The 20,586-nt window shown below is 65.2% G+C and carries 22 protein-coding genes; 17 read left to right on the top strand and 5 right to left on the bottom strand.

From position 1 onward, the window contains the following. Positions 1–303: 303 nt before the first annotated feature. Both AB1555_19680 and cadR read right to left on the bottom strand, forming a co-directional pair. The gene (locus AB1555_19680; GenBank protein ID MEW6248905.1) at positions 304–639 is read right to left on the bottom strand and encodes a YnfA family protein; all 336 of its coding nucleotides are present in this window, start codon (positions 637–639) and stop codon (positions 304–306) included. Further along, positions 639–1,100, bottom strand: coding sequence for a Cd(II)/Pb(II)-responsive transcriptional regulator (cadR, locus tag AB1555_19675; GenBank protein ID MEW6248904.1), 462 nt, complete (start codon positions 1,098–1,100; stop codon positions 639–641). Before cadR ends, AB1555_19680 begins: the two co-directional genes overlap by 1 nt. Positions 1,101–1,197: 97 nt before the next feature. Between cadR and AB1555_19670 the strand changes: the two genes are divergently transcribed. The 10 genes from AB1555_19670 to AB1555_19625 all read left to right on the top strand — a co-directional run bounded on the left by AB1555_19670 (position 1,198) and on the right by AB1555_19625 (position 13,357). Further along, on the top strand, positions 1,198–1,872 hold the full coding sequence (locus tag AB1555_19670) for a cation transporter (GenBank protein MEW6248903.1): 675 nt from the start codon (positions 1,198–1,200) through the stop codon (positions 1,870–1,872). Between the two features lie 17 nt (positions 1,873–1,889). Beyond that, positions 1,890–2,234, top strand: coding sequence for a hypothetical protein (locus tag AB1555_19665; protein ID MEW6248902.1), 345 nt, complete (start codon positions 1,890–1,892; stop codon positions 2,232–2,234). A gap of 89 nt (positions 2,235–2,323) precedes the next feature. Beyond that, entirely contained in the window at positions 2,324–3,637 is a 1,314-nt protein-coding gene (locus AB1555_19660; protein MEW6248901.1) for a TolC family protein, read from the top strand. Between the two features lie 9 nt (positions 3,638–3,646). Next, positions 3,647–5,227 (top strand): efflux RND transporter periplasmic adaptor subunit, encoded by a 1,581-nt coding sequence (locus AB1555_19655; GenBank protein MEW6248900.1) that lies wholly within the window; start codon positions 3,647–3,649, stop codon positions 5,225–5,227. A 9-nt stretch (positions 5,228–5,236) separates the two neighbouring features. After that, a complete protein-coding gene (locus AB1555_19650) occupies positions 5,237–5,578 on the top strand; it encodes a P-II family nitrogen regulator (GenBank protein MEW6248899.1) in 342 nt (113 codons plus the stop codon). 10 nt (positions 5,579–5,588) lie between these two features. Then, complete coding sequence (locus tag AB1555_19645; GenBank protein MEW6248898.1) at positions 5,589–8,765, top strand: CusA/CzcA family heavy metal efflux RND transporter; 3,177 nt, start codon at positions 5,589–5,591, stop codon at positions 8,763–8,765. Between the two features lie 61 nt (positions 8,766–8,826). Beyond that, entirely contained in the window at positions 8,827–9,141 is a 315-nt protein-coding gene (locus AB1555_19640; GenBank protein MEW6248897.1) for a zinc ribbon domain-containing protein, read from the top strand. A 78-nt stretch (positions 9,142–9,219) separates the two neighbouring features. After that, the gene (locus AB1555_19635; protein MEW6248896.1) at positions 9,220–9,753 is read left to right on the top strand and encodes an OsmC family protein; all 534 of its coding nucleotides are present in this window, start codon (positions 9,220–9,222) and stop codon (positions 9,751–9,753) included. Positions 9,754–9,924: 171 nt separating this feature from the next. Next, positions 9,925–12,270 carry a heavy metal translocating P-type ATPase gene (locus tag AB1555_19630; protein ID MEW6248895.1) on the top strand — a complete coding sequence of 782 codons (2,346 nt, stop codon included), beginning with the start codon at positions 9,925–9,927 and terminating at the stop codon, positions 12,268–12,270. Positions 12,271–12,307: 37 nt separating this feature from the next. Continuing rightward, complete coding sequence (locus tag AB1555_19625) at positions 12,308–13,357, top strand: DMT family transporter (GenBank protein ID MEW6248894.1); 1,050 nt, start codon at positions 12,308–12,310, stop codon at positions 13,355–13,357. Here AB1555_19625 and AB1555_19620 read toward each other — a convergent pair. From AB1555_19620 to AB1555_19610, 3 genes are read right to left on the bottom strand one after another with little or no spacing between them, the layout of a single operon-like run. After that, positions 13,305–13,793, bottom strand: coding sequence for a hypothetical protein (locus AB1555_19620; protein ID MEW6248893.1), 489 nt, complete (start codon positions 13,791–13,793; stop codon positions 13,305–13,307). The two genes, AB1555_19625 and AB1555_19620, sit on opposite strands and share 53 nt — an antisense overlap. Further along, complete coding sequence (locus tag AB1555_19615) at positions 13,790–15,148, bottom strand: recombinase family protein (GenBank protein ID MEW6248892.1); 1,359 nt, start codon at positions 15,146–15,148, stop codon at positions 13,790–13,792. The genes AB1555_19620 and AB1555_19615 overlap by 4 nt, the downstream gene beginning before the upstream one ends. Then, positions 15,145–15,642 carry a DUF2924 domain-containing protein gene (locus AB1555_19610; protein MEW6248891.1) on the bottom strand — a complete coding sequence of 166 codons (498 nt, stop codon included), beginning with the start codon at positions 15,640–15,642 and terminating at the stop codon, positions 15,145–15,147. Before AB1555_19610 ends, AB1555_19615 begins: the two co-directional genes overlap by 4 nt. Positions 15,643–15,677: 35 nt before the next feature. On the opposite strand from AB1555_19610, the gene AB1555_19605 reads away from it, so the two are divergent. From AB1555_19605 to AB1555_19575, 7 genes are all read left to right on the top strand, one after another. Then, positions 15,678–15,839, top strand: a complete 162-nt coding sequence (locus tag AB1555_19605) for a hypothetical protein (GenBank protein MEW6248890.1) — start codon at positions 15,678–15,680, stop codon at positions 15,837–15,839. A 219-nt stretch (positions 15,840–16,058) separates the two neighbouring features. Next, on the top strand, positions 16,059–17,111 hold the full coding sequence (locus tag AB1555_19600) for an XRE family transcriptional regulator (GenBank protein ID MEW6248889.1): 1,053 nt from the start codon (positions 16,059–16,061) through the stop codon (positions 17,109–17,111). A gap of 6 nt (positions 17,112–17,117) precedes the next feature. Further along, complete coding sequence (locus tag AB1555_19595) at positions 17,118–17,630, top strand: hypothetical protein (GenBank protein MEW6248888.1); 513 nt, start codon at positions 17,118–17,120, stop codon at positions 17,628–17,630. Positions 17,631–17,708: 78 nt separating this feature from the next. Next, positions 17,709–18,956, top strand: coding sequence for a hypothetical protein (locus AB1555_19590; GenBank protein MEW6248887.1), 1,248 nt, complete (start codon positions 17,709–17,711; stop codon positions 18,954–18,956). Continuing rightward, positions 18,913–19,842 (top strand): hypothetical protein, encoded by a 930-nt coding sequence (locus AB1555_19585; protein MEW6248886.1) that lies wholly within the window; start codon positions 18,913–18,915, stop codon positions 19,840–19,842. Before AB1555_19590 ends, AB1555_19585 begins: the two co-directional genes overlap by 44 nt. 96 nt (positions 19,843–19,938) lie before the next feature. Further along, positions 19,939–20,151 carry a helix-turn-helix domain-containing protein gene (locus AB1555_19580; GenBank protein MEW6248885.1) on the top strand — a complete coding sequence of 71 codons (213 nt, stop codon included), beginning with the start codon at positions 19,939–19,941 and terminating at the stop codon, positions 20,149–20,151. Next, a partial coding sequence (locus AB1555_19575; protein ID MEW6248884.1) for a hypothetical protein occupies positions 20,148–20,586 on the top strand: 439 nt, incomplete at its 3' end. The genes AB1555_19580 and AB1555_19575, both read left to right, overlap by 4 nt.

Below are 20,586 nucleotides of genomic sequence, written 5' to 3'. Positions count from 1 at the left end.
CCACCAATATATAAAGGTCAACCGTTCTCGGTTGGCCTTTTTCCTTGCGCGCTCCCGCGTGTTCGCGGGGACTCCTGCGGATTCCTGCGGACTTCCTTCCCCGGTCGTCTCGCCCACCTCGGGCCGCGTTTCGCTCTCTCCGCGCCGTTTTCTCTCCGGCCTTGCTCCCTGCCGAAAGGCCGAAGTCCACAAAGGCCATCGACGGCACCATTCCGAAACAAGACGTTACGTGCTGACCGATCAATCGGTTGGATGACAGCATCGCCTACCCGAAGGAAACTGCTTGGGCCTCGTTCGATGTGCTCAGGTAGTAGTAGCAGGCTGCAGCGCAATGACAGCCATGCCTGTGAGAGCGATGGCCGCCCCCGTCACGTCCCAGCGCGTCAGCGTCACGCCATCGACCCAATACAGCCACGCGAGGGCCACCGTGATGTACATGCCGCCATACGCGGCGTAGGTGCGCCCCGCCGCGGTGGGATGCAGGGTCAGCAGCCAGGCGAACAGCGCGAGCGCGATCGCGGCGGGCACCAGCAGCCATGCGGTCCTGCCTTGCTTCAGCACCAGCCACGGCAAGTAACAGCCGACGATCTCCGCCAGCGCAGTGAGGGCGAACAGCCCGGCGGTCTTGGCGAGGTCCATCATCGAGGCTTTCCTTTCGTTTTACCCGCCTCGGCAGGCGCACCGTGACACGCACACCCTTCACCCTGGGCCGCTGTCACCAGTTCATGCAGGATGCCGCACGCAGCGGCGGTGTGCTCCGCGTGGCAACGGTCGCGCAGTTGTTGAAGCTGGCGCTCGAGGGCCTGCATCGATCGGAGCCGCGCCCGGACGCGGGCGATCTGCTCGTCGATCAGCCGGTTCACGTCGCCGCAATCGCTACCCGGATGGTCCAGGAAGTCCAGCAGCCGCCGCACATCCGCAAGCGGTATGTCCAACGCCCGGCAGTGACGGATGAAGGCCAGTCGCTCCAGGTGCAGGGGCCCATAGGCGCGGTAGCCGTTGGCTTGCCGCACCGGCATGGGCAGCAGCCCCACCCGCTCGTAATAGCGGATGGTTTCGATATCCACACCCGTGGCCTGTCCAAGTTCTCCGATGCGCATAGGGAGCTCCGCGATATCGGTTCAGTATAACCGCTTGACTCTGTAGTGACTACAGAGTTTTAAATTGGCGAGAAATTCAATCCTCAGGAAAAAACACATGGTCGGTCAGTGCTGCAACACGACATCCTGTTCAAGCGATGGGGTGAGCCCGCGCTACCGAAAGGCGCTGTGGATAGCGCTCGGGATCAATGCCGTCATGTTCGGCGTGGAAGTCGGCGGCGGCCTCAAGTCCGGCTCGGTGTCGCTGCTGGCCGATGCGGCGGACTTTCTGGGGGATGCGGCCAACTACGGTCTGTCGCTGGTGGTGCTGTCGCTGGGCCTGCTGTGGCGAGCGCGCGCGGCGTTGGTGAAGGGCCTCACCATGGGCGCCTTCGGCCTCTTCGTGCTCGGCAAAGCGGCGTGGAACGCCTTGAGCGGCATGCCGCCGGAACCTGTCACGATGGGTGCGATCGCCTTCCTCGCGTTGATGGCGAACGCCGGCGTGGCGCTCATGCTCTATGCCTTTCGCAACGGCGACGCGAACATGCGCTCCGTCTGGCTGTGCAGCCGCAATGACGCCATCGGCAACGTGGCCGTCATGCTGGCCGCTGCTGGAGTCTTCGGCACCGGCCAAGCTTGGCCCGATCTCATCGTGGCAGGGGTGATGGGCACGTTGGGGTTGACCTCGGCCCTGGCGGTGATGCGGCACGCGAAAAGGGAACTCGTCAGCGCTCGCGGCCAGATCGAGAGCAAACCCGCAGCGTCGCCGAACATTGACAGGGTAAGTCCGTAGTAAATATAGTGTTCGCCATGCGATGTTTGCTCCTGCTCATCTTGCTCTGCCTGCTCCCGCTCCAGATTTCCTGGGCTGTGGTAGCCGACTATTGCGGGCATGAGCAGGACAAGGCCGCCCAGCATTTCGGCCATCATGACGACGAGCACGGCGTGTCGTCCACCGCATCCGATGACGGCAAGCAGCCCGGTCAGTCGCTTGGGCACGACCACTGCCACCTGTCCGGATTTCTCGGGGTCTTGAGCACATTTGCGCCTACGGCGTACGAGAGTGCACACCCCAAACCACACGATGGTGACGGCGCCTATCCGTCCCTCGCCACCTACCCACCCGAACGCCCTCAATGGTCCGTTCCCGCCTGATGCGGCGGGGCGGGCAGCTTCTCCTGATTTAGCACCATCCGGAACGGCCTCGTCTCGCCGAATTCATCCCGTAACCTGTGGAGAATTCGATGCGAAGACATCTGTTGCCGCTGGGGTTGGCGGCGTTGTTTCTCAACCCATCATTTGCACAAACGTTCGATCCCGTAAACGGCGGCTTGGCGACGAGCGGCGTTGTCACGCCGCGCAACACCGAACCGGCCGCTCCGCTCAGGCTTCAGGCGGCGCTGGAGCTGGCGTTCGGCGCCAATCCTGAGCTTGCGGCCGCCCGCCGCGAGCTGGAGGCGATCGAGGGGACCGTCATCCAGGCGCAGGTGCGCCCGAACCCAGAACTTGCGACCTTGGTCGAGGACACCCGTCGCGCGACCCGGACCACGACGCTGCAGTTGAACCATCCGATCGAGCTCGGCAGCAAGCGTGCTGCCCGGATCGATGCGGCCGAGCGGGGCCGCGATGCCGCCCGGGCAGAACTGAACGCGAAGCGTGCCGAGATTCGCGCTGCGGTGACGGCGGCATTCTTTGACACGCTCGTCGCCCAGGAGCGTCTGCGGCTGGCTCAGGCTAGTGTCGAACTCGCAAGCCGCGCCACCGACGCCGCCAGGCGCCGGGTTTTGGCGGGCAAGGTCTCCCCCATCGAGGAAACCAAGGCGCGGGTGGCCGAAACCGGCGTGCGCGTGGAGCTGAGACTGGCCGAGAGCGAGTTGGCGACCGCGCGCAAACGCCTGGCGGGCACCTGGGGCGAGCCGACGCTACGCTTCGACCGTGTCGAGGGCGATCTGGAGTCCCTGCCGCCGCTGCCGTCCCGTGGCGATCTCGAGCGCCGCATCGACGCCTCGCCTGGCCTTGCACGCGCCAGGATCGAGGTCGAGCGCAGACTGGCCCTGGCCGAGGTCGAGCGCAGCCGGCGCATCCCGAATGTGACCGTGAGCCTGGGCGCGAAGCGCGACAACGAACTGGGCCGCGACCAGGCCATTCTCGGCGTCTCCATTCCGATCCCGCTGTTCGACCGCAATCAGGGCAACCTGCTGGAGGCGTTGCGCAGGGCGGACAAGGCCCGGGACGAGCTGTCCGCCGCCGAGATCCGCCTCGGAAACGACTTGGCGCAGGCGTTTGAGCGCCTCTCCACGGCGCGCAACGAGCTGGAGTCGCTCAAGGCGGACATCCTGCCGGGTGCGCAAAGCGCCTATGAAGCCACGATAAGGGGCTTCGAACTGGGCAAGTTCAGCTTTCTCGAAGTGCTGGACGCGCAGCGCACGCTGTTTGCGGCGAAATCCCAAAGCCTGCGCGCCCTCGCCGAGGCGCATCGCGCATCAAGCGAGATCGAACGCATTCTCGGCGAAACGGCGTCCGAATCGAGCAGGACGCCGGTCGCCACCCAACACTAGGAATTCGACATGAAACTCAAACTGAACAAAAAACAGCTCATTGCCATTGCCCTCGTCCTCGCGGTCGGCGTCGTGCTCGCCGGCTTGATTCTCGGGACGGCCAAATCGCGTCCGGAAGGCGAGGCGCACGGTGGTCACGCGGAAGCGGCCAGCCATGCCGATGCGGAGCATCACGGCAGCGAGGCCAAGGACGGCCATGCGGACGACGAGGCGCACACGGATGCCGAACACCACGGGGCGGAAGCCGGGCCGCGCAAGGGCCCGCACGGCGGCAAGCTCTTCAGCCAGGACGGCTACGGGGTCGAGCTCACCATTTACGAAACGGGCGTGGAGCCGCAATTCCGCGCCTACACCTATCAAAATGGCAAGCCGCTCGACCCCAGGGCGAGCGAGGTCAGCGTCACCCTGGATCGCCTCGGCCGCAAGCCGCAGGTCTTTGCCTTTGCGCCCGAAAAGGACTACCTGAAGGGCGACGCGGTGGTCGAGGAGCCGCATTCGTTCAAGGTGACGATAGACGCGCGCTACGACAACAAGGCCTATCGTTTCGACTACGAGCAGGTCGAGGCCCGGGTCGCCATGAGCGACGAGCAGCTCAGGCAGAACCAGGTCGAGGTGCTGACCGCCGGCCCGGTGCGCATCCGCAATGTCCTGCAACTGATCGGCGAGGTTCGCTTCAACGAGGATCGCACGGTGCACGTGGTGCCGCGGCTTTCTGGCATCGTGCAGTCGGTCGCCGCCAACGCCGGCGACCGGGTGAAGAAGGGGCAGGTGCTCGCGGTGGTGTCCAGCCAGGCGCTGGCCGACCAGCGCGCCGAACTGCTCGCCACGCAAAAGCGCCTCGCCCTGGCGCGCACGACCTTCGAGCGCGAGAAGAAACTCTGGGAGGACAAGATCTCCGCCGAGCAGGACTACCTGCAGGCGCGCACTGCTCTGCAGGAAGCGGAAATCGCGGCCCGGAACGCGCAGCAGAAGCTTGCCTCGCTGGGCAGCCAGAAGGCTGGCGGCGACTTCACCCGCTACGAACTCCGCTCGCCCATCGACGGCGTCGTCGTCGAGAAGCACATCGCACTGGGCGAGGCGGTCAAGGAAGACGCCACCGTCTTCGTCGTCGCGGATCTGTCCACGGTGTGGGCCGAGATGACCGTCTACGCCAAGGACCTGAATGCCGTGAAGGTCGGCCAGAAGGCCACCGTCAAGGCGACGGCCTTCGACTCGACAAGCAGCGGTACGGTGTTCTACGTCGGCTCCCTGGTGGGCGAGCAGACCCGCACGGCCAAGGCGCGCATCGTCCTGCCCAACCCGCAGGGCGTGTGGCGTCCGGGTCTGCCGGTCAACATCGAGCTCGTCGCCGGCGAGGTCGAGGTGCCGGTGGCGGTATCCCAGGAGGCGATCCAGAGCGTGCGCGACTGGACCGTCGTGTTCGGCCGCTACGGCGCGTATTTCGAGGCGCGGCCGGTGGAACTGGGCCGCAGCGACGGCAGATTCGTCGAAGTCGTCGAAGGGCTGAACGCGGGCGAGCAATACGCAGCGAAGAACAGCTTCCTCATCAAGGCCGAGCTGGGCAAGGCCGGCGCCAGCCACGACCACTAGGAGACCGCCATGAAACAGATCATCGCCATCGTGCAGCCGCACCGGCTGGAAGCCGTCGAACAGGCCCTGTACGCCCTGGAGCATCTGCCCGGATTCACGATCTTTCCGGCGCGCGGACACCCGCGCGGGGTGGGTCCGCACCATGCCTACACCGCCACCGAGTGGAACCCGGACGCCCACGACCGGCTGGTTCTGCTGATGTTCTGCGCAGACGAACTGGCGCCGAAGGCCGTTGAGGCCATCCGCGCCGCCGCCCACACGGGCCATCCCGGCGACGGCCTGATCGCGGTTTCCGCCGTGGAAGACGCCGTGCGCATCCGCAGCGGCGAACACGGCGACGCGGCCCTCTAGGAGATACGACATGTTCGAAAAAATCATCCGTTTCGCCATCGAGCAGCGCTGGCTGGTGCTGCTGCTGGTGCTCGGCATGGCCGCGGTCGGCGTGTACAGCTACCAGAAGCTGCCGATCGACGCCGTGCCCGACATCACCAACGTTCAGGTGCAAATCAACACCGCCGCCCCCGGCTATTCCCCGCTGGAGGCCGAGCAGCGCGTCACCTTCCCGATCGAGACCGTCATGGCCGGCCTGCCCGGCCTGCAGCAGACCCGCTCGCTGTCACGCTACGGCCTGTCGCAAGTCACGGTGATCTTCAAGGATGGCACCGGTATCTACTTCGCGCGCCAGCTCGTCAATGAGCGCATCCAGCAGGCCAGGGAGAAGCTGCCGGCCGGCGTGACCCCGGCCCTAGGGCCGATCGCCACCGGGCTCGGCGAGATCTACATGTGGACGGTGGAGGCCAAGGAGGGGGCCATTAAGCCCGACGGCACGCCCTACACCCCCATGGACCTGCGCGAGATCCAGGACTGGATCATCAAGCCGCAATTGCGCAATGTGCCCGGCGTCACCGAGATCAACACCATCGGCGGCTATGCCAAGGAGTTCCAGATCGCGCCTCATCCAGACCGCCTGGTCGCCCACGGCCTGGCGCTGTCCGATCTGGTCGAAGCACTGGAACGCAACAACGCCAACGTCGGCGCGGGCTACATCGAGCGGCGCGGGGAGCAGTACCTGATCCGCGCGCCGGGCCAGGTCGGCAGCCTGGATGACATCGGCAACATCGTGGTCAAAGCGCCCGAGGGCGTGCCGGTGCGCATCCGCGACGTCGCGGACGTGACGCTGGGCAAGGAACTGCGCACCGGCGCCGCCACGGAAAACGGCCGCGAGACGGTGCTGGGCACGGTGTTCATGCTCATGGGCGAGAACAGCCGCACGGTATCGCAGGCGGTGGACGCGAAGATGCGCGAGGTCAACCGGACACTGCCGGCCGGTGTGGTCGCAAAACCCGTCTACGATCGCACGATCCTGGTGGACAAGGCCATCGACACCGTCAAGAAAAATCTGCTCGAGGGCGCGGCCCTGGTGATCGCCATTCTGTTCCTGTTCCTGGGAAACATCCGCGCCGCCGTCATCACCGCGCTGGTGATCCCCCTGTCGATGCTCTTCACCTTCACCGGTATGGTGACCAACAAGGTCAGCGCCAACCTGATGAGCCTGGGGGCACTGGACTTCGGCATCATCATCGACGGAGCGGTGGTGATCGTGGAGAACTGCGTGCGGCGGCTTGCCCATGCGCAGGCCAAGGCGGGCCGACCCCTGACCCGGAACGAACGCTTTCATGAAGTGTTCGCGGCATCCAAAGAAGCGCGCCGGCCGCTCTTGTATGGCCAGCTCATCATCATGGTGGTTTACCTGCCGATCTTCGCCCTCACCGGCGTGGAAGGGAAAATGTTCCATCCGATGGCGTTCACCGTGGTGGCTGCCCTGCTGGGCGCCATGATCCTCTCGGTTACCTTCATCCCCGCCGCCGTGGCGCTGCTGATCGGCGAGAAGGTATCCGAGAAGGAAAACCGCCTGATGACTTGGGCCAGGCGCGGCTACGAGCCGGCGTTCCGGCTCGCCATGGAGAACCAGCCCGTCGTGCTGACGGTGGCGGCCGTGGCGGTGGCGCTCTCCCTGCTGCTCGCCACCCGCATGGGCAGTGAGTTCGTGCCCAGCCTCAACGAGGGCGACATCGCGCTGCATGCCCTGCGCATCCCGGGCACCAGCCTCACCCAGGCGATCGGCATGCAGGCCGAACTGGAGCGGACCATCAAGGCGTTTCCCGAGGTCGACAGGATCTTCGCCAAGATCGGCACGGCGGAGATCGCCACCGACCCCATGCCGCCCAACGTCGCCGACAACTTCGTCATGTTGAAGCCGCAATCCGAATGGCCCGATCCGACGCGCAGCAAGGCCGATCTCGTCCGCGCCATGCAGGAGGCGGTCGGCAAGGTGCCGGGCAACAACTACGAGTTCACCCAGCCGATCCAGATGCGCTTCAACGAGCTGCTCTCCGGCGTACGCAGCGATGTGGCGGTGAAGGTCTTCGGCGACGACATGGAGGTGATGAACGCCACCGCCGGCGAGATCGCGGAGGTGCTGGAAAAGATCCCGGGCGCGGCCGACGTCAAGGTCGAACAGACCACGGGCCTGCCGATGCTGACGCTCGGCATCGATCGGGCGAAAATCGCCCGCCTCGGGCTCAATGTCAGCGACGTGCAGGACGCCCTGGCCATCGCCGTGGGCGGGCGCGAAGCCGGCCAGCTGTTCCAGGGCGACCGGCGCTTCGACATCATCGTGCGCCTGCCGGAGTCCCTGCGCGGCGACCTGGAGGCGATCAGGCAGATCCCGATCCGGTTGCCCGCCGCGAACGCCGGGAGCGAGGCCCCCTATGTGCGGCTCGGCGACGTGGCGAGCCTCGACGTCGCGCCCGGCCCCAACCAGATCAGCCGTGAGAATGGCAAGCGGCGCGTGGTGGTTACCGCCAACGTGCGCGGGCGTGACATCGGGTCCTTCGTCGCCGAGGCGCAAGCAAGACTCGCCGAACAGGTCCAGGTCCCCAGCGGCTACTGGGTCACCTGGGGCGGCACCTTCGAGCAGTTGCAGTCGGCCGCGAAACGCTTGGAAATCGTGGTGCCCGTCGCGCTGTTGCTGATCTTCATGCTGCTGTTCGCGATGTTCAACAACGTGAAGGACGGGCTGCTGGTGTTCACTGGCGTGCCATTCGCCCTGACCGGCGGCATCCTCGCGCTATGGCTGCGCGACATCCCGCTTTCCATCTCGGCGGGCGTGGGCTTCATCGCCCTGTCGGGCGTGGCGGTGCTCAACGGGCTGGTGATGATCGCCTTCATCCGCTCGCTGCGCGAAGAAGGCAGGCCGCTGGACGAAGCCATCCACGAAGGGGCGATGACGCGGTTGCGCCCGGTGCTGATGACCGCCCTGGTGGCCTCCCTCGGGTTCATCCCAATGGCGATCGCCACCGGAACGGGAGCTGAGGTACAGCGCCCGCTCGCCACGGTGGTCATCGGCGGCATCCTGTCATCGACGGCACTGACCCTGCTGGTCCTGCCGATCCTGTATCGGCTGGCCCACCGGAAGGAGGAAGCGGAAGAACCAGCTGTCGGCGCCGGCACCAAGTTGCAGGGCCAACAGTTCTGAGCGGAACGCCCCCGATCGTCAGGCCGGGGGATCAATATATTGAAATGCAAAGGAGCACATCATGGGATTCTTCGAACGGATGCTGGGCAATTTGATGGGCGGCAGATTCGGTAGCCATCACGGTAATTATCAAGGCGGCCATCACGGCGGTTCCAGGCATGGGGGCTACGGGGGTAATCCAGGCTATCCGCAAGACAGCAGCCCGGCAATCACCTGCATCAAGTGCGACAGCGCCAATGCGCGCGATGCGCGCTTCTGCCAGCAATGCGGTGCTTCCCTGTCGGGCGGTAAATGTTCCGGCTGCGGCGCGGAGCTGCCGGCGGGCACCAAGTTTTGCGGCCAATGCGGAACGCCGGTGCGCGGTGCCGGTACCTAGCAGCACTTTACGAGAAATCCCAGTGTTAGGCGTCGCGGCATCGCCTTTTTTGCCGCAATTGAAATTGAGGAGTTAAAAATGACACGTGTAAATAATGTTGATGTACAAAAGGTTCAATCGTTTGAATCTAAAATCAAAAATGATCCTTCTGCCGCCAAAAAAACACAAGTAATTGAAGGTGAATGGATTGTCGAAGAAGGTGATGTTCAGTTCCAATCCATTATCAAATTCGAAGGAGGAGAAACTGTTTTTAAATTAGATAACCCCACGTTTATGGGCGGCGGAGGCAAACTTCCTGGTCCGATGCATTATTGTCTTTATGGACTTGCATCCTGCTATACCGGAACATTTGCAACCATGGCTTCCATGCTTGGGATTCAAATAAAAAAACTTACAACACGTGTTGAAGCTGATGTTGATTTTACACGCGTTTTTGGGTTGGGCGACAATCCTGTTATGGAAGAAGTGCGTGTAACTCTTCATATTGTAAGTGATGCGCCGGAAGAAAAAATTAAAGAAGCGGAAGAGCTTGCGCTGCAGAGATGTCCGGTTGTTTTTACTTTAAGAAATCCGATTAAATTAATTGCTGGTTTAGAAATATCCAAGGGATAGCTTGATTGGCTTGGAAAGCGAACGCCATGCGAGCGGAACGGGCATTCAGACTTACATGGCGATCTCTAATAGGTGCTTGCGCATTCAGTTTGATATCTGTCCACGTGGCCAGTGATCCGATCCGTATCGCGGCGCAAATGGTCTAAAAAATTGGTTCCAAGGAGCGGCATCATGGCTGAAAAACTGAAGCTGGACTTGTCCCTGGTCTTGCCGGATATCCCCGATGAGCGCGACGCCTGCGTGGGGCGGCTGACTAAATTGCTGCAGGCCGAAGGCTTGGAAAAGGTCCACCTCATCAGCGAGGACGGCGGCGCCCGCCTGTGCCTGCACTACGATCCCCAGCGCTTCAGCGTGAGCCGGGTGCGCGAACTGGCGCAGGCGGCCGGAGCGAAGACCGCCGACCGCTTCCACCACGAAAACCTGCGCATCGACGGCATGGACTGCCCCACCTGTGCCGTCGTGATCGAGCACGCCCTGCAACGGACGGACGGCGTGCTGGAAGCCTCGGTCAGCTACGCCGCCGAGCGCCTGCGCCTGGAGTACGACAGCGAGAAGATCGCACGCGCGGCGATCACCCAGCGCATCCAGGCGCTCGGTTATGCCGTGCTGGAAGAAGGCCACGAGGCCGGATGGTTCGCCGAGCATCGCGAGCTGATCTTCAGCGGCGTGTCCGGCCTGCTGTTGCTCATCGGCTGGCTCGCGGGGCTGGCCGGTGCGCCGTATGCGTTTTCGCTCGGCCTGCTGCTGGGCGCCTACGCGGCAGGCGGCTTCTACACCTTGCGCGACGCCTGGCAGAGCGTGAAGAGCCGCCGCTTCGACATCGACACCCTGATGATCGTCGCGGCGGCGGGCGCCGGCGCCCTAGGTGCCTGGGAAGAAGGCGCGCTGCTGCTGTTCCTATTCAGCCTGGGCCATGCGCTGGAGCACCTGGCCATGGACCGCGCGCGCCGAGCCATCGAGGCGCTGGCGGAACTCGCACCCAAGACCGCCTTGGTGCAGCGCGACGGCGCGGAGATCGAAGTGCGGGTGGAGGAGCTGCTGCGCGGCGACCGGGTGATCGTCAAGCCCGGCAGCCGCATCCCCGCCGATGGAAGGGTGGTCTCGGGCGAGTCGGCGGTGGATCAGGCCCCGCTCACCGGCGAATCGATGCCGGTGGACAAACGGCTGGATGATCCGGTATTCGCCGGCACGGTCAACGGCGAGGGCGCGCTGACCATCGAAGTGACCAAGCTCGCACGCGAGAGCACGCTCGCGCGTATGGTGGAGATGGTGGCCGAGGCGCAGACGCAGAAGTCCCCCACCCAGCGCTTCACCGACCGCTTCGAGCGCATCTTCGTGCCGGGGGTGTTGATCGGCGCGGGCCTGCTCATCGTGCTGCCGCCGCTGTTTGGCTTTCCCTTCGCCGAATCCTTCTACCGCGCCATGGCGGTGCTGGTGGCGGCCTCGCCCTGCGCGCTCGCCATCGCCACCCCGTCGGCGGTGCTGTCGGGCATCGCCCGCGCCGCGCGCGGCGGCGTGCTGATCAAGGGCGGCGCCCATCTGGAAAACCTCGGCACGCTCACCGCCATCGCCTTCGACAAGACCGGCACCTTGACCGTGGGCAAACCCCAGGTGACCGATGTCGTTGCGGTCAGCGGGAGCGAGGACGACCTGCTCAAGCTCGCCGCCGCCGTGGAAAGCCGCAGCGCCCATCCCTTGGCGCAGGCGGTGGTGGTGGAAGTGAAGCGGCGCGGCCTGACCTGGAACGAGGCCGGGGAAGTCGAAGCCGTGACCGGAAAAGGCCTGCGCGCCAAATTCGACGGGAAGAAGATCGCCATCGGCAACGCCAGGCTGTTCGAGGGCGAAGCCATTCCCGATGTAGTTCGACAGCATGCCGATCGGCTGCAAGCGGAAGGCAAGACCATCATGCTGATCCAGGCCGACGGACAATTCCTCGGCGTCATCGCTTTGGCCGACACGCCGCGCGGCGGCGTGCGCGAGGTGCTGGCGCGCCTGCACCGGATCGGCATCCGCAAGACCATCATGCTCACCGGCGACAACGAACGCGTGGGCCGCGCCATCGCCGACGCGGTCGGCCTGGACGAGGTGAAAGCCGGTCTGCTGCCGCAGGACAAGGTTACGGCCATGGAGGAATTGGCGCAACGCTACGGCCAGGCGGCCATGGTCGGCGACGGCGTCAACGACGCCCCGGCGATGGCGCGCGCCACGGTCGGCATCGCCATGGGCGGCGCCGGCACCGACGTGGCGCTGGAAACCGCCGACGTGGCGCTGATGGCCGACGATCTCTCCAAGCTGCCCTTTGCCGTGGCCTTGAGCCGTGCATCGAGGCGCATCATTCGGCAGAACTTATGGGTGTCGCTGGGCGTGGTGGCCTTGCTGATTCCCGCCACGCTCTTCGGCTGGGCGGGGATCGGCGTGGCGGTGGCGATCCATGAAGGCTCGACCATCGTGGTGGTGGTGAATGCGCTGCGCTTGCTGGCCTATCGCGGCGAGTCGGCCGTGCCCGAGAAATCGTAGTTCGCACATGAGGAAACCCGTGACATCGATGCGTTTCATGCACGCCGGCATCTCCCAGGCATTGCTCGCTGCCGTGTTGTTCGGGGCGAGCACGCCGCTGGCGAAGGCGCTGGTGGGCGCGACTTCGCCCCTGATCCTCGCGGGTCTGCTCTATCTCGGCAGCGGCCTGGGCCTCATCGCCTGGCGCGCCCTGCGGCGAAATTCCGCGTCAGAGGCACCGCCCGAAGCACCCTTGGCGCGCCCGGACCTGCCCTGGCTCGCGGGCGCGGTGGTCGTCGGCGGGGTGATCGGTCCGGCCCTGCTCATGTGGGGCCTGATCTCTGTGCAAGGCGCGACCGCCTCGCTGTTGCTCAACCTGGAGGGCGTGTTCACGGCGCTCATCGCCTGGTTCGTGTTCCGCGAGAACTTCGACGCGCGGATCGCGCTGGGCATGGGGCTGATCGTGGCCGCGGGCGCGCTGCTGTCATGGGATGGATCGGCCAGCGTAGCGCTCCCCCTGGGCGCCTTGGCAGTGATCGGCGCGTGCCTGTGCTGGGCAATAGACAACAATCTGACCCGCAAGGTGGCGGCGGGCGACGCCGTGCAAATCGCCGCCATCAAGGGTCTCGCCGCCGGGAGCACCAACCTGGTGCTGGGCATCCTCTTGGCAGGAACTTTGCCACCTCTCGTGCACGCCGCCGGGGCGCTCGTGCTCGGTTTCTTCGGCTACGGCGTGAGCCTGGTGTTGTTCGTCCTGGCGCTGCGCCACCTCGGCACGGCGCGCACCGGCGCCTATTTTTCCGTCGCGCCGTTCGCCGGCGCGCTGATCGCCATGCTGTTTTTCGGGGAGCGCCCCGGACCCTGGTTCTGGACGGCGGCGGGCCTGATGGCTGCCGGGGTCTGGCTGCATCTCACCGAACGCCATGCGCATGAACACACCCACGAGCCGCTGCGTCACGCGCACCGGCACGTGCATGACGCACACCACCCGCATGCGCATGATTTCGAATGGGACGGCATCGAGCCCCATGCCCATGAGCATGTCCATGCGCCGATCACGCATGCGCATCCGCATTATCCCGACCTGCATCACCGGCATAGACACTGATGTCGGCTTTCTCAATGCGCTCCCGCTGTTCCTCCCACAACAACGGCGTCCCCGACGCCAGATCGAACAGCGTCACCTCCGGTGGCAGGGTCTCGTCGAGGATGGCGGCGACGATGTCCGGCGCCAGGGTGGTGAGGTTCACCATCCGGCTCACATAGGCCCGATCCATCCTCTCGCGCTCGGCCACCTCGGATAGCGTGCGCGCCTCGCCGGACTCCACCATCGCCAGCCAACGGTGGCCGCGGGCGAGCGCGAGCTGGATCGGCGTCGGCGTGTCGTCCCAGGGACGGGGCTGAACAGCGCTGCCGTCCGGAAGGGCCACAGCCTTGCGGCTGCCGCGGCGCTTGATCCGGATCGGCACGGTGACGGTAAGGCTGCCGTCGCTCGCGGTGATCACCTCTGGCAGGCCGGTCTTGTCGATCAAGATTTCATTCATGCCACCGCCTCCTCAAGGGTTTCCGGGGTGGGCTCGGGGCGCAGCTCTAGGGCGAGCACCTCGATGCCGTTGGGCCGGAACCGCACCTCGATGTCGTTCGGCGAGACGATCACCTTGTCGATGAGGAGCCGCACGATGCGCTGCTGCTCGGCCGGAAAGAGCTGATCCCAGATCGCATCCAGCCGGGTCACGGCCACCGTGACCTGGGCCTCGTCCAGGGAGGGATCGAGCCGGGTGGCACGCTCGGCCACCCCGGCGACCATGTCCGGTGCGCGCAGCACCCGGCGCATCTGCTCCAGCACGGCGGCCTCCAGCTCACCGGCCGGCAAGCGCGGCAGCCCGGAGGCGCCGGCGTGCTCCTTGTTCTCCCGAGTCGGCAGGTAGTAGCGGTAGATACGTCCGTTCTTCTTGCGCGTGGACCAGGGCGTGAGCGCCCGTCCATCGATTCCCACGACGATCCCCTTGAGCAGGAACGGCACCCGGGCGCGGGTGTTATTGCCTCGCACACGCGAGTTCTGCGCGAGGATCGCCTGGACGGCGTCCCACAGTTTGCGTTCGACGATGGTCGGATGCTCGCCGGCATACCACTGATCGCGGTGGCGTATCTCGCCCAGGTAGACCCGGTTGTTGAGGATCTTGTAGACGAGGCTCTTGTCGATGAGCTTACCCTCGCGCACCCGCCCGTCCTGGGTGGTCCAGGCCTTGGAGGTCACGCCGTCGAGGCGCAGCTCCTTCACGAGCAGGGTCGACGAGCCGAGTTCGACGAAACGCTGGAAGATGTGGCGGACGATCTTGGCCTCGCGCTCGTTGGGCACCAGCCTCCGGTTCTCGACGTCGTAGCCGAGCGGCGGCACGCCGCCCATCCACATGCCCTTGCGCTTGCTGGCGGCGATCTTGTCGCGGATGCGCTCTCCCGTCACCTCGCGCTCGAACTGGGCGAAGGACAGCAGGATGTTGAGCATCAACCGCCCCATCGAGGTGGTGGTGTTGAACTGCTGGGTGACCGAGACGAAGGAGACGCCGTGCCGCTCGAAGACGTCGATCATGCGCGAGAAGTCGGTCAGCGATCGCGTCAGGCGGTCGATCTTGTAGACCACCACGATGTCGACCTTGCCGGCCTCGATGTCGGCGAGCAGCCGCTTGAGCGCCGGCCGGTCCATGTTGCCGCCCGAGTAGGCCGGATCGTCGTAGTCGTCGGCCACCGGAATCCAGCCCTCGGCGCGCTGGCTGGCGATGTAGGCGTGGCCGGCGTCGCGCTGGGCATCGATGGAGTTGTATTCCTGGTCGAGCCCCTCCTCGGTGGACTTGCGGGTGTAGACGGCGCAGCGCAGGCGGCGCTTCAGGGCTTCGCTCATCGCCGGCCTCCCTGCTTCTTCGGATGCTTCTGCTTGGCCGGCGCCTTCACGCCGAAGAAGAGCGGCCCGGACCACCGTGTGCCGGTGATCTCGCGGGCGATCATGGAGAGGCTCGGGTAGCGCCTGCCCTCGAACTCGTACTGTCCGTCCTGGGCGACCGTCACCCGGTGCTCGATCCCCTGGTACTCGCGGGTGAGTACGGTGCCGGGCATCAGGCGGATGTCGCGGTCGAGCTTGCGCACCTTGCCGGTCTCCATCAGGGCCTTGATGCGCCGCTTGTTGCGCTCTAGCAGGTTGGGATCGACCTTGCGGAACTCGATCTCCTGCAGCTTGTAGGCGATCCGCCGCTCCATGAACTGACGATTGGGCGTTGGATTGTCGCTACCGAAGAGTTCTCGCCAAAGCGCCCGCATTTCCTCTATCGAGAGATCCGGGAGCCCGGCGATCCGGGCGACGACGCTCGGCGGGGTGGGTGGGACGGTGCTTGCCTTCATGGAGCCTCCTCCAAAGTGTTGTTGACGGGGTGGCTATGAAGGCGCTGGTGGCCGGAGAAGCCAAGCTCAAACTCGCTCTCCGCGCAGGGGCCTACGGACTGAGCGAACACGTCGTCGCGCAGGCGCAGCAGGCCGTGCGCCAGCAAGGACGCGACCTCTTGCCGGCGCTGCTCGGGCGTCATCCGCTCGGGTGGTAGGTGGTTGATCGTGCACATCGGTATCGGTCCTGAACATCCAACTCGCTTGATGACGAGATTGTCCGGTCTGGCCGCTACCGAGGCCATCAGGGAGTTTCGGGCCAGTGCGAACCGATGGGGGCTGCCGCCAAGGAGGCCACGGGATCGGGTCTCGCCAGGCAGCCGTTGTTTACAAAATTAGACTGAACACGTACACTGTAAACAAACGAGGATACCCCCATGTTCGGCGAAAGATTGAAACTGGCCCGCAAGCGCTCCGGCCTGTCCCTGCGGGGACTGGCCGACGCCATCGACCATGCGGTCAGCGCCCAGGCGATCGGCCGCTATGAGCGCGACGAGATGCTGCCGGGGTCGGCGACCGCCCTGAAGCTCGCCAAGGCGCTCGGCGTTCCCCTGAGCTACCTCTTCAGCCCCTCGGAGATCCGCCTCGAGGGGGTGGAGTTTCGCAAGACCGCCGCGACCCGGGCCCAGGAGCGCGCCATGGTGGAAGCCGCCGTCCTGGACAGCCTCGACCGCTACCTGCTCGTCGAGGACTTGCTGGAGATCGGCAGCCATGTGTGGGACAAGCCCGAAGGGGCCCCCTTCGAGGTCGCCGACCTCAATGACGCGGAGACCGCCGCCGAGAGCGTCCGTCAGGCCTGGAACCTGGGTGGCGACGCGATCCCCAACGTGACCGAGCTGCTCGAAGAGCACGGCATCAAGGTGCTCAAGCTCGACTTCCCGCTCTCGGTCGACGGGCTGACTTGCCGGGTGGCCCGGCCGGACAAGGAGAAGGTTCCGGTCATCGTCGGCTCGGTGGCGAAATCGGTGGAGCGCCGCCGCTTCACCCTGGCCCACGAACTCGGCCATATGGTCATGGCGATCGAAGGTGACTTGGACGAGGAGAAGGCGTGCCAGCGCTTCGCCAGCGCCCTGCTGATGCCGCGAGAGGACCTGCTGTTCGAGGTCGGCCAGCGCCGCCACGCCTTCGGCTACGCCGAGATCGTCGAGATCAAGCGCATGTACGGCGTCAGCGCCGCCGCCCTGATCGTCCGGCTGCGCGACCTCGGCGTCATCACCGAGGGCACCCTGCAGACCGTGTTTCGCGGCATCGGCCGCACCTGGCGCAAGGCCGAGCCCGAGCCGCTCCCGGAGAACGAGGAACCCCGGCGCTTCCAGCGCCTGGTGCTCCGCGCCCTGGCAGAGGACGTCATCTCGCTCCCCAAGGCCGCAGAACTGCTGCGCAAGAGCACGGGCGAGGTGAACCGGATCATGTCGGGGCCCGCGGGGTGATCCATCGTGCGGGTACTGGTGAGCGATGCCTCGATACTGATTGAGCTGGCGAAATGGTCCCTCCTCGAGGCGCTCTTCAAGCTGCCGTTCGAGTTTGCGGTACCCGACGCCCTGTACGAGGACGAGCTCATCGATCTCGGTGAGGTCGACCGGGAGCAGCTCAAGGGATTGGGTCTGCGGGTCGAGTCCCTGGATGCGGAGGGCATGGCCCGGGCCGTCACTTATCAGACGGCCCGGCCCAAGCTCACCCTCCACGACTGCCTTGCCGTCACCCTGGCCGTGACGAACGACTGGCCGTTGCTGACGGGCGACAAGCGCATGCGTGCCCTCGCCGACGAAGAGCAACTCGAGGTGCACGGCGTCTTGTGGGTCATCGACCGGTTTGCCGAGTACCGCATCGTGCGCAAGCCCACGCTCGCGAAGGCGCTGCGCGGCATGCTGGACGATCCGCGAACACGGTTGCCGCACGCCGAGATCCGCCGCCGCCTCGAAGTGCTCATCGGCAAGACGGGTGGTTGAACACCAAGGGGCGCGCCGGTTGCGGTACTACGGGATCCCCGCTCGATGGATTTGCTTGGAACAAGAAGAAGGAAGGACATGAAGAACGACAGCCCGCATCTCACCCGCCTCGTGCAGCGTACGCCGGTCGACCTGCTGCGCCAGTTCCTGGCCAAGCCTGGCAGTGCACTCAGTGACGCGGCCCTTTGGGCCGAGGACGCCAAGCAGACCAGGGCCGCCCTGAAGCAGGCGATCCCCACCCTCCCGGATGCGGAACGCACCGAACTCAACCGTCTTTGCGAGCGGATCGACCGGATGACCGACGAAGCGGGCGTCGAGGCGATCAATCAGGTCCGCGAGCAGATCTTCGACATCGATGCATTCGACAGCCTGCATGACCAGTATGCGCGCAGCCTCTGGCTCTACATGCACGAACCGGCCAACTTCCACCGCGCGGAGGACGCCCGCTACGCCGACGAGTATCGCGGCTCAGGTCGAATCTACAGCGCATTCAAGGGGCCGTCGAAGGTAAAGGTGGATCTCACCGATGAGCGGCGACAGGCCTTGCAGGACAACCTCGCCAAGCTCTTCCGGACCGCAGATCCTATCCTGCTGGACCATTTCGTACGCCCGCGCAGTGACCTCGAGCACGACGAGGACGTGGAACTGCACCAGTTCAGCATCCAGCACAACGGCGACCGCCAGAGCGTCGAGACCATCCAGAAGGACGGCGATATCGGCCTCGTCTACTTCTGCCCCGCCAACTCGGTCAAGATCACCTATGAACCGGCGAACGGCGTCGTCGAGGTCTTCGCCCGCGACCGCAACCTCCGGCCCGAGGTATTCAAGCTGTTCGCCAAGCATGCACTCGGGCGCGAGGTGGAACCCGAGGCTGTGCCCCTGCGCAATTACGACGTCAGCAGCTTGGCGACTGAGCGATACTTTCCGGTCGTCGATCCGGAGATCGCCTCGGTTCGGGTCACCCAGCTGCGGTTGAGGGTGGGCGCCAAGGGTGGTGCCCTCGTGCTGAAGGTGGGCGATCGGGACCCGCGCACGATCTACGGGCTCGCCGCGGAGATCTTCGGCGACAACAACCCGCTGGAGCAGGCCTATCAACTCGATCAGGCGCGCATCGTGATCAAGTTCCACAGGCTCGCCGGCCAGCGTCGCGCCAAGTCGCTCGTGATCGCCATCACGACGCCCAACGGCTGCAACATCAAGAGCCACACCGACAGGGATCGGCAGTTGGCGGAGAAGTACATTCGCCTGTGGGGGCTGGTCGAATCGGACGAGGATGACGGCGGTGCCGAGCCTGAAAGCGCTCCAGAGCTTACTGCGGCTGTATGAGCTTCCGGAGGCGGAGTTCACTCAACTCCACCTTCGGCAGATCCCGGAATCACGATCACTGATCGCGGCCGGAGCACTTCGCGAGTCTCCCTTCCCTGATTCCATCCTCGTCCCCTATCACGACGAGGAAGTCTCCGTGGACATCGAGCCGTACCCTGACCGCTCCGGGGTCTGGCGCTACACCTGCCCAGAAACGGGACGGCGCTTGACCGTGTCCGCTGCGGAAATCCGGACCTACACCCCCGATTGTGCGTGGCTCGTGCAGAACCTCGCCTTCCAGCTCTCTCCCAGCCTTCAACCCGATCCGGAGGCGCTCATCTCGGGTGTCCTGTGGCACGCCGGGGCCCACACCATCGGCGAGCGCGTCGTCGATGTGCTGATGGCACGCCGCGTCGATGCCAACCTCGCTACGGTGGTCGGCTTTCTGCAGACACGCACCTTTCGGCAACCGACACTCATCCTTACCACCGGCCGGTCGCGCCGACCGATCCAGACCAACGTCGGTCGCTTCATTCCACTGGCACTGGCCGACTGCCTTCACGATCAGAGTGGTGAGGCCCGACTCGATACCGATTACCTCGCCCACGCCATCGGGCTACCACGCGAGGCCCTGGTCACGGCTGATCAGGTTAACTTCGATCCAGCCTCCGGCAAGCTGCGCCTGCCCGGAAAACCGGAGACCCAGTTCACGGGCGACCAACAGATCGCGGTGGTCTATGAGCTTTATCTGGCCTGGCAGCGCGGCTCGCCAGACGTGAAGGCCGCGGAACTCCTGAAGAAGGCCAACACCTCGACGCCGAGCATCCCTCAACTGTTTTCCGGCAAGAAAGACTGGCGGGTCTACATCGCCAATCCGAAGAAGGGTTGGTATCGCCTCGCCGTCTGATCACTCCTGACATCCCCTGATATTCACCCCCAAGTCGCCCTGATATAGGGGCGCGCACGATTCGCTTCGTTCCGCAACAACACGAAGGAGCGAATCGTGAGTATCAAACACCTCAACCAACGCCAACTGGCCGACCGTTGGGGCGTCAGCGAAGCCACCCTGGAACGCTGGCGCTCCGAAGGAATCGGGCCGGTTTTTCTCAAGATCCAGGGGCGCGTGCTCTACCGCGTCGAGGACGTCGAGTCCTACGAGGCGGAGTGCCTGCGCAAGAGCACCTCCGAGCGCGTCGGCGCGGGAGGTGTGGCATGAGCCGCCTCACCCCCGATCAGGTTCTCGCCACGCCTGCCGGCGAGCTCGCCGCGCTGCAAAGCGATGCGCTGTTCCGGCTCAAGAACGACGCCGCCGATCTGCTCTCGGCCGCCAAGGCCATCGTCGATCACCTCGAACGCGCGCTGGATCTGAAGTACGCCGACCGCGCGCACACCCTGCGTCTGGCCGCCGGCAAGGATACCGGCGTCATCCACTTCGACGACGGCCGCGTGCGCGTCACCGCCGACCTCCCCAAGCGGGTCGAGTGGGATCAGCAGCGCCTTGCCGAGATCGTGCGCCGCATCGCCGAGGGCGGCGAGGACCCGGCCGAGTACGTCGAGACCGCTTACCGCGTCTCCGAGACCAAGTTCAACGCCTGGCCGGAGTCGCTGAAGAGCGCCTTCGCCCCCGCCCGCACGCTCAAGACCGGCAAGC

The organism is Nitrospirota bacterium (assembly GCA_040755395.1).
In the GTDB taxonomy this organism is placed as follows: domain Bacteria; phylum Nitrospirota; class Nitrospiria; order Nitrospirales; family Nitrospiraceae; genus DATLZU01.
Note: the sequence above shows the minus strand (reverse complement) of the source record. Positions and strands in the feature narration are given on the sequence as shown.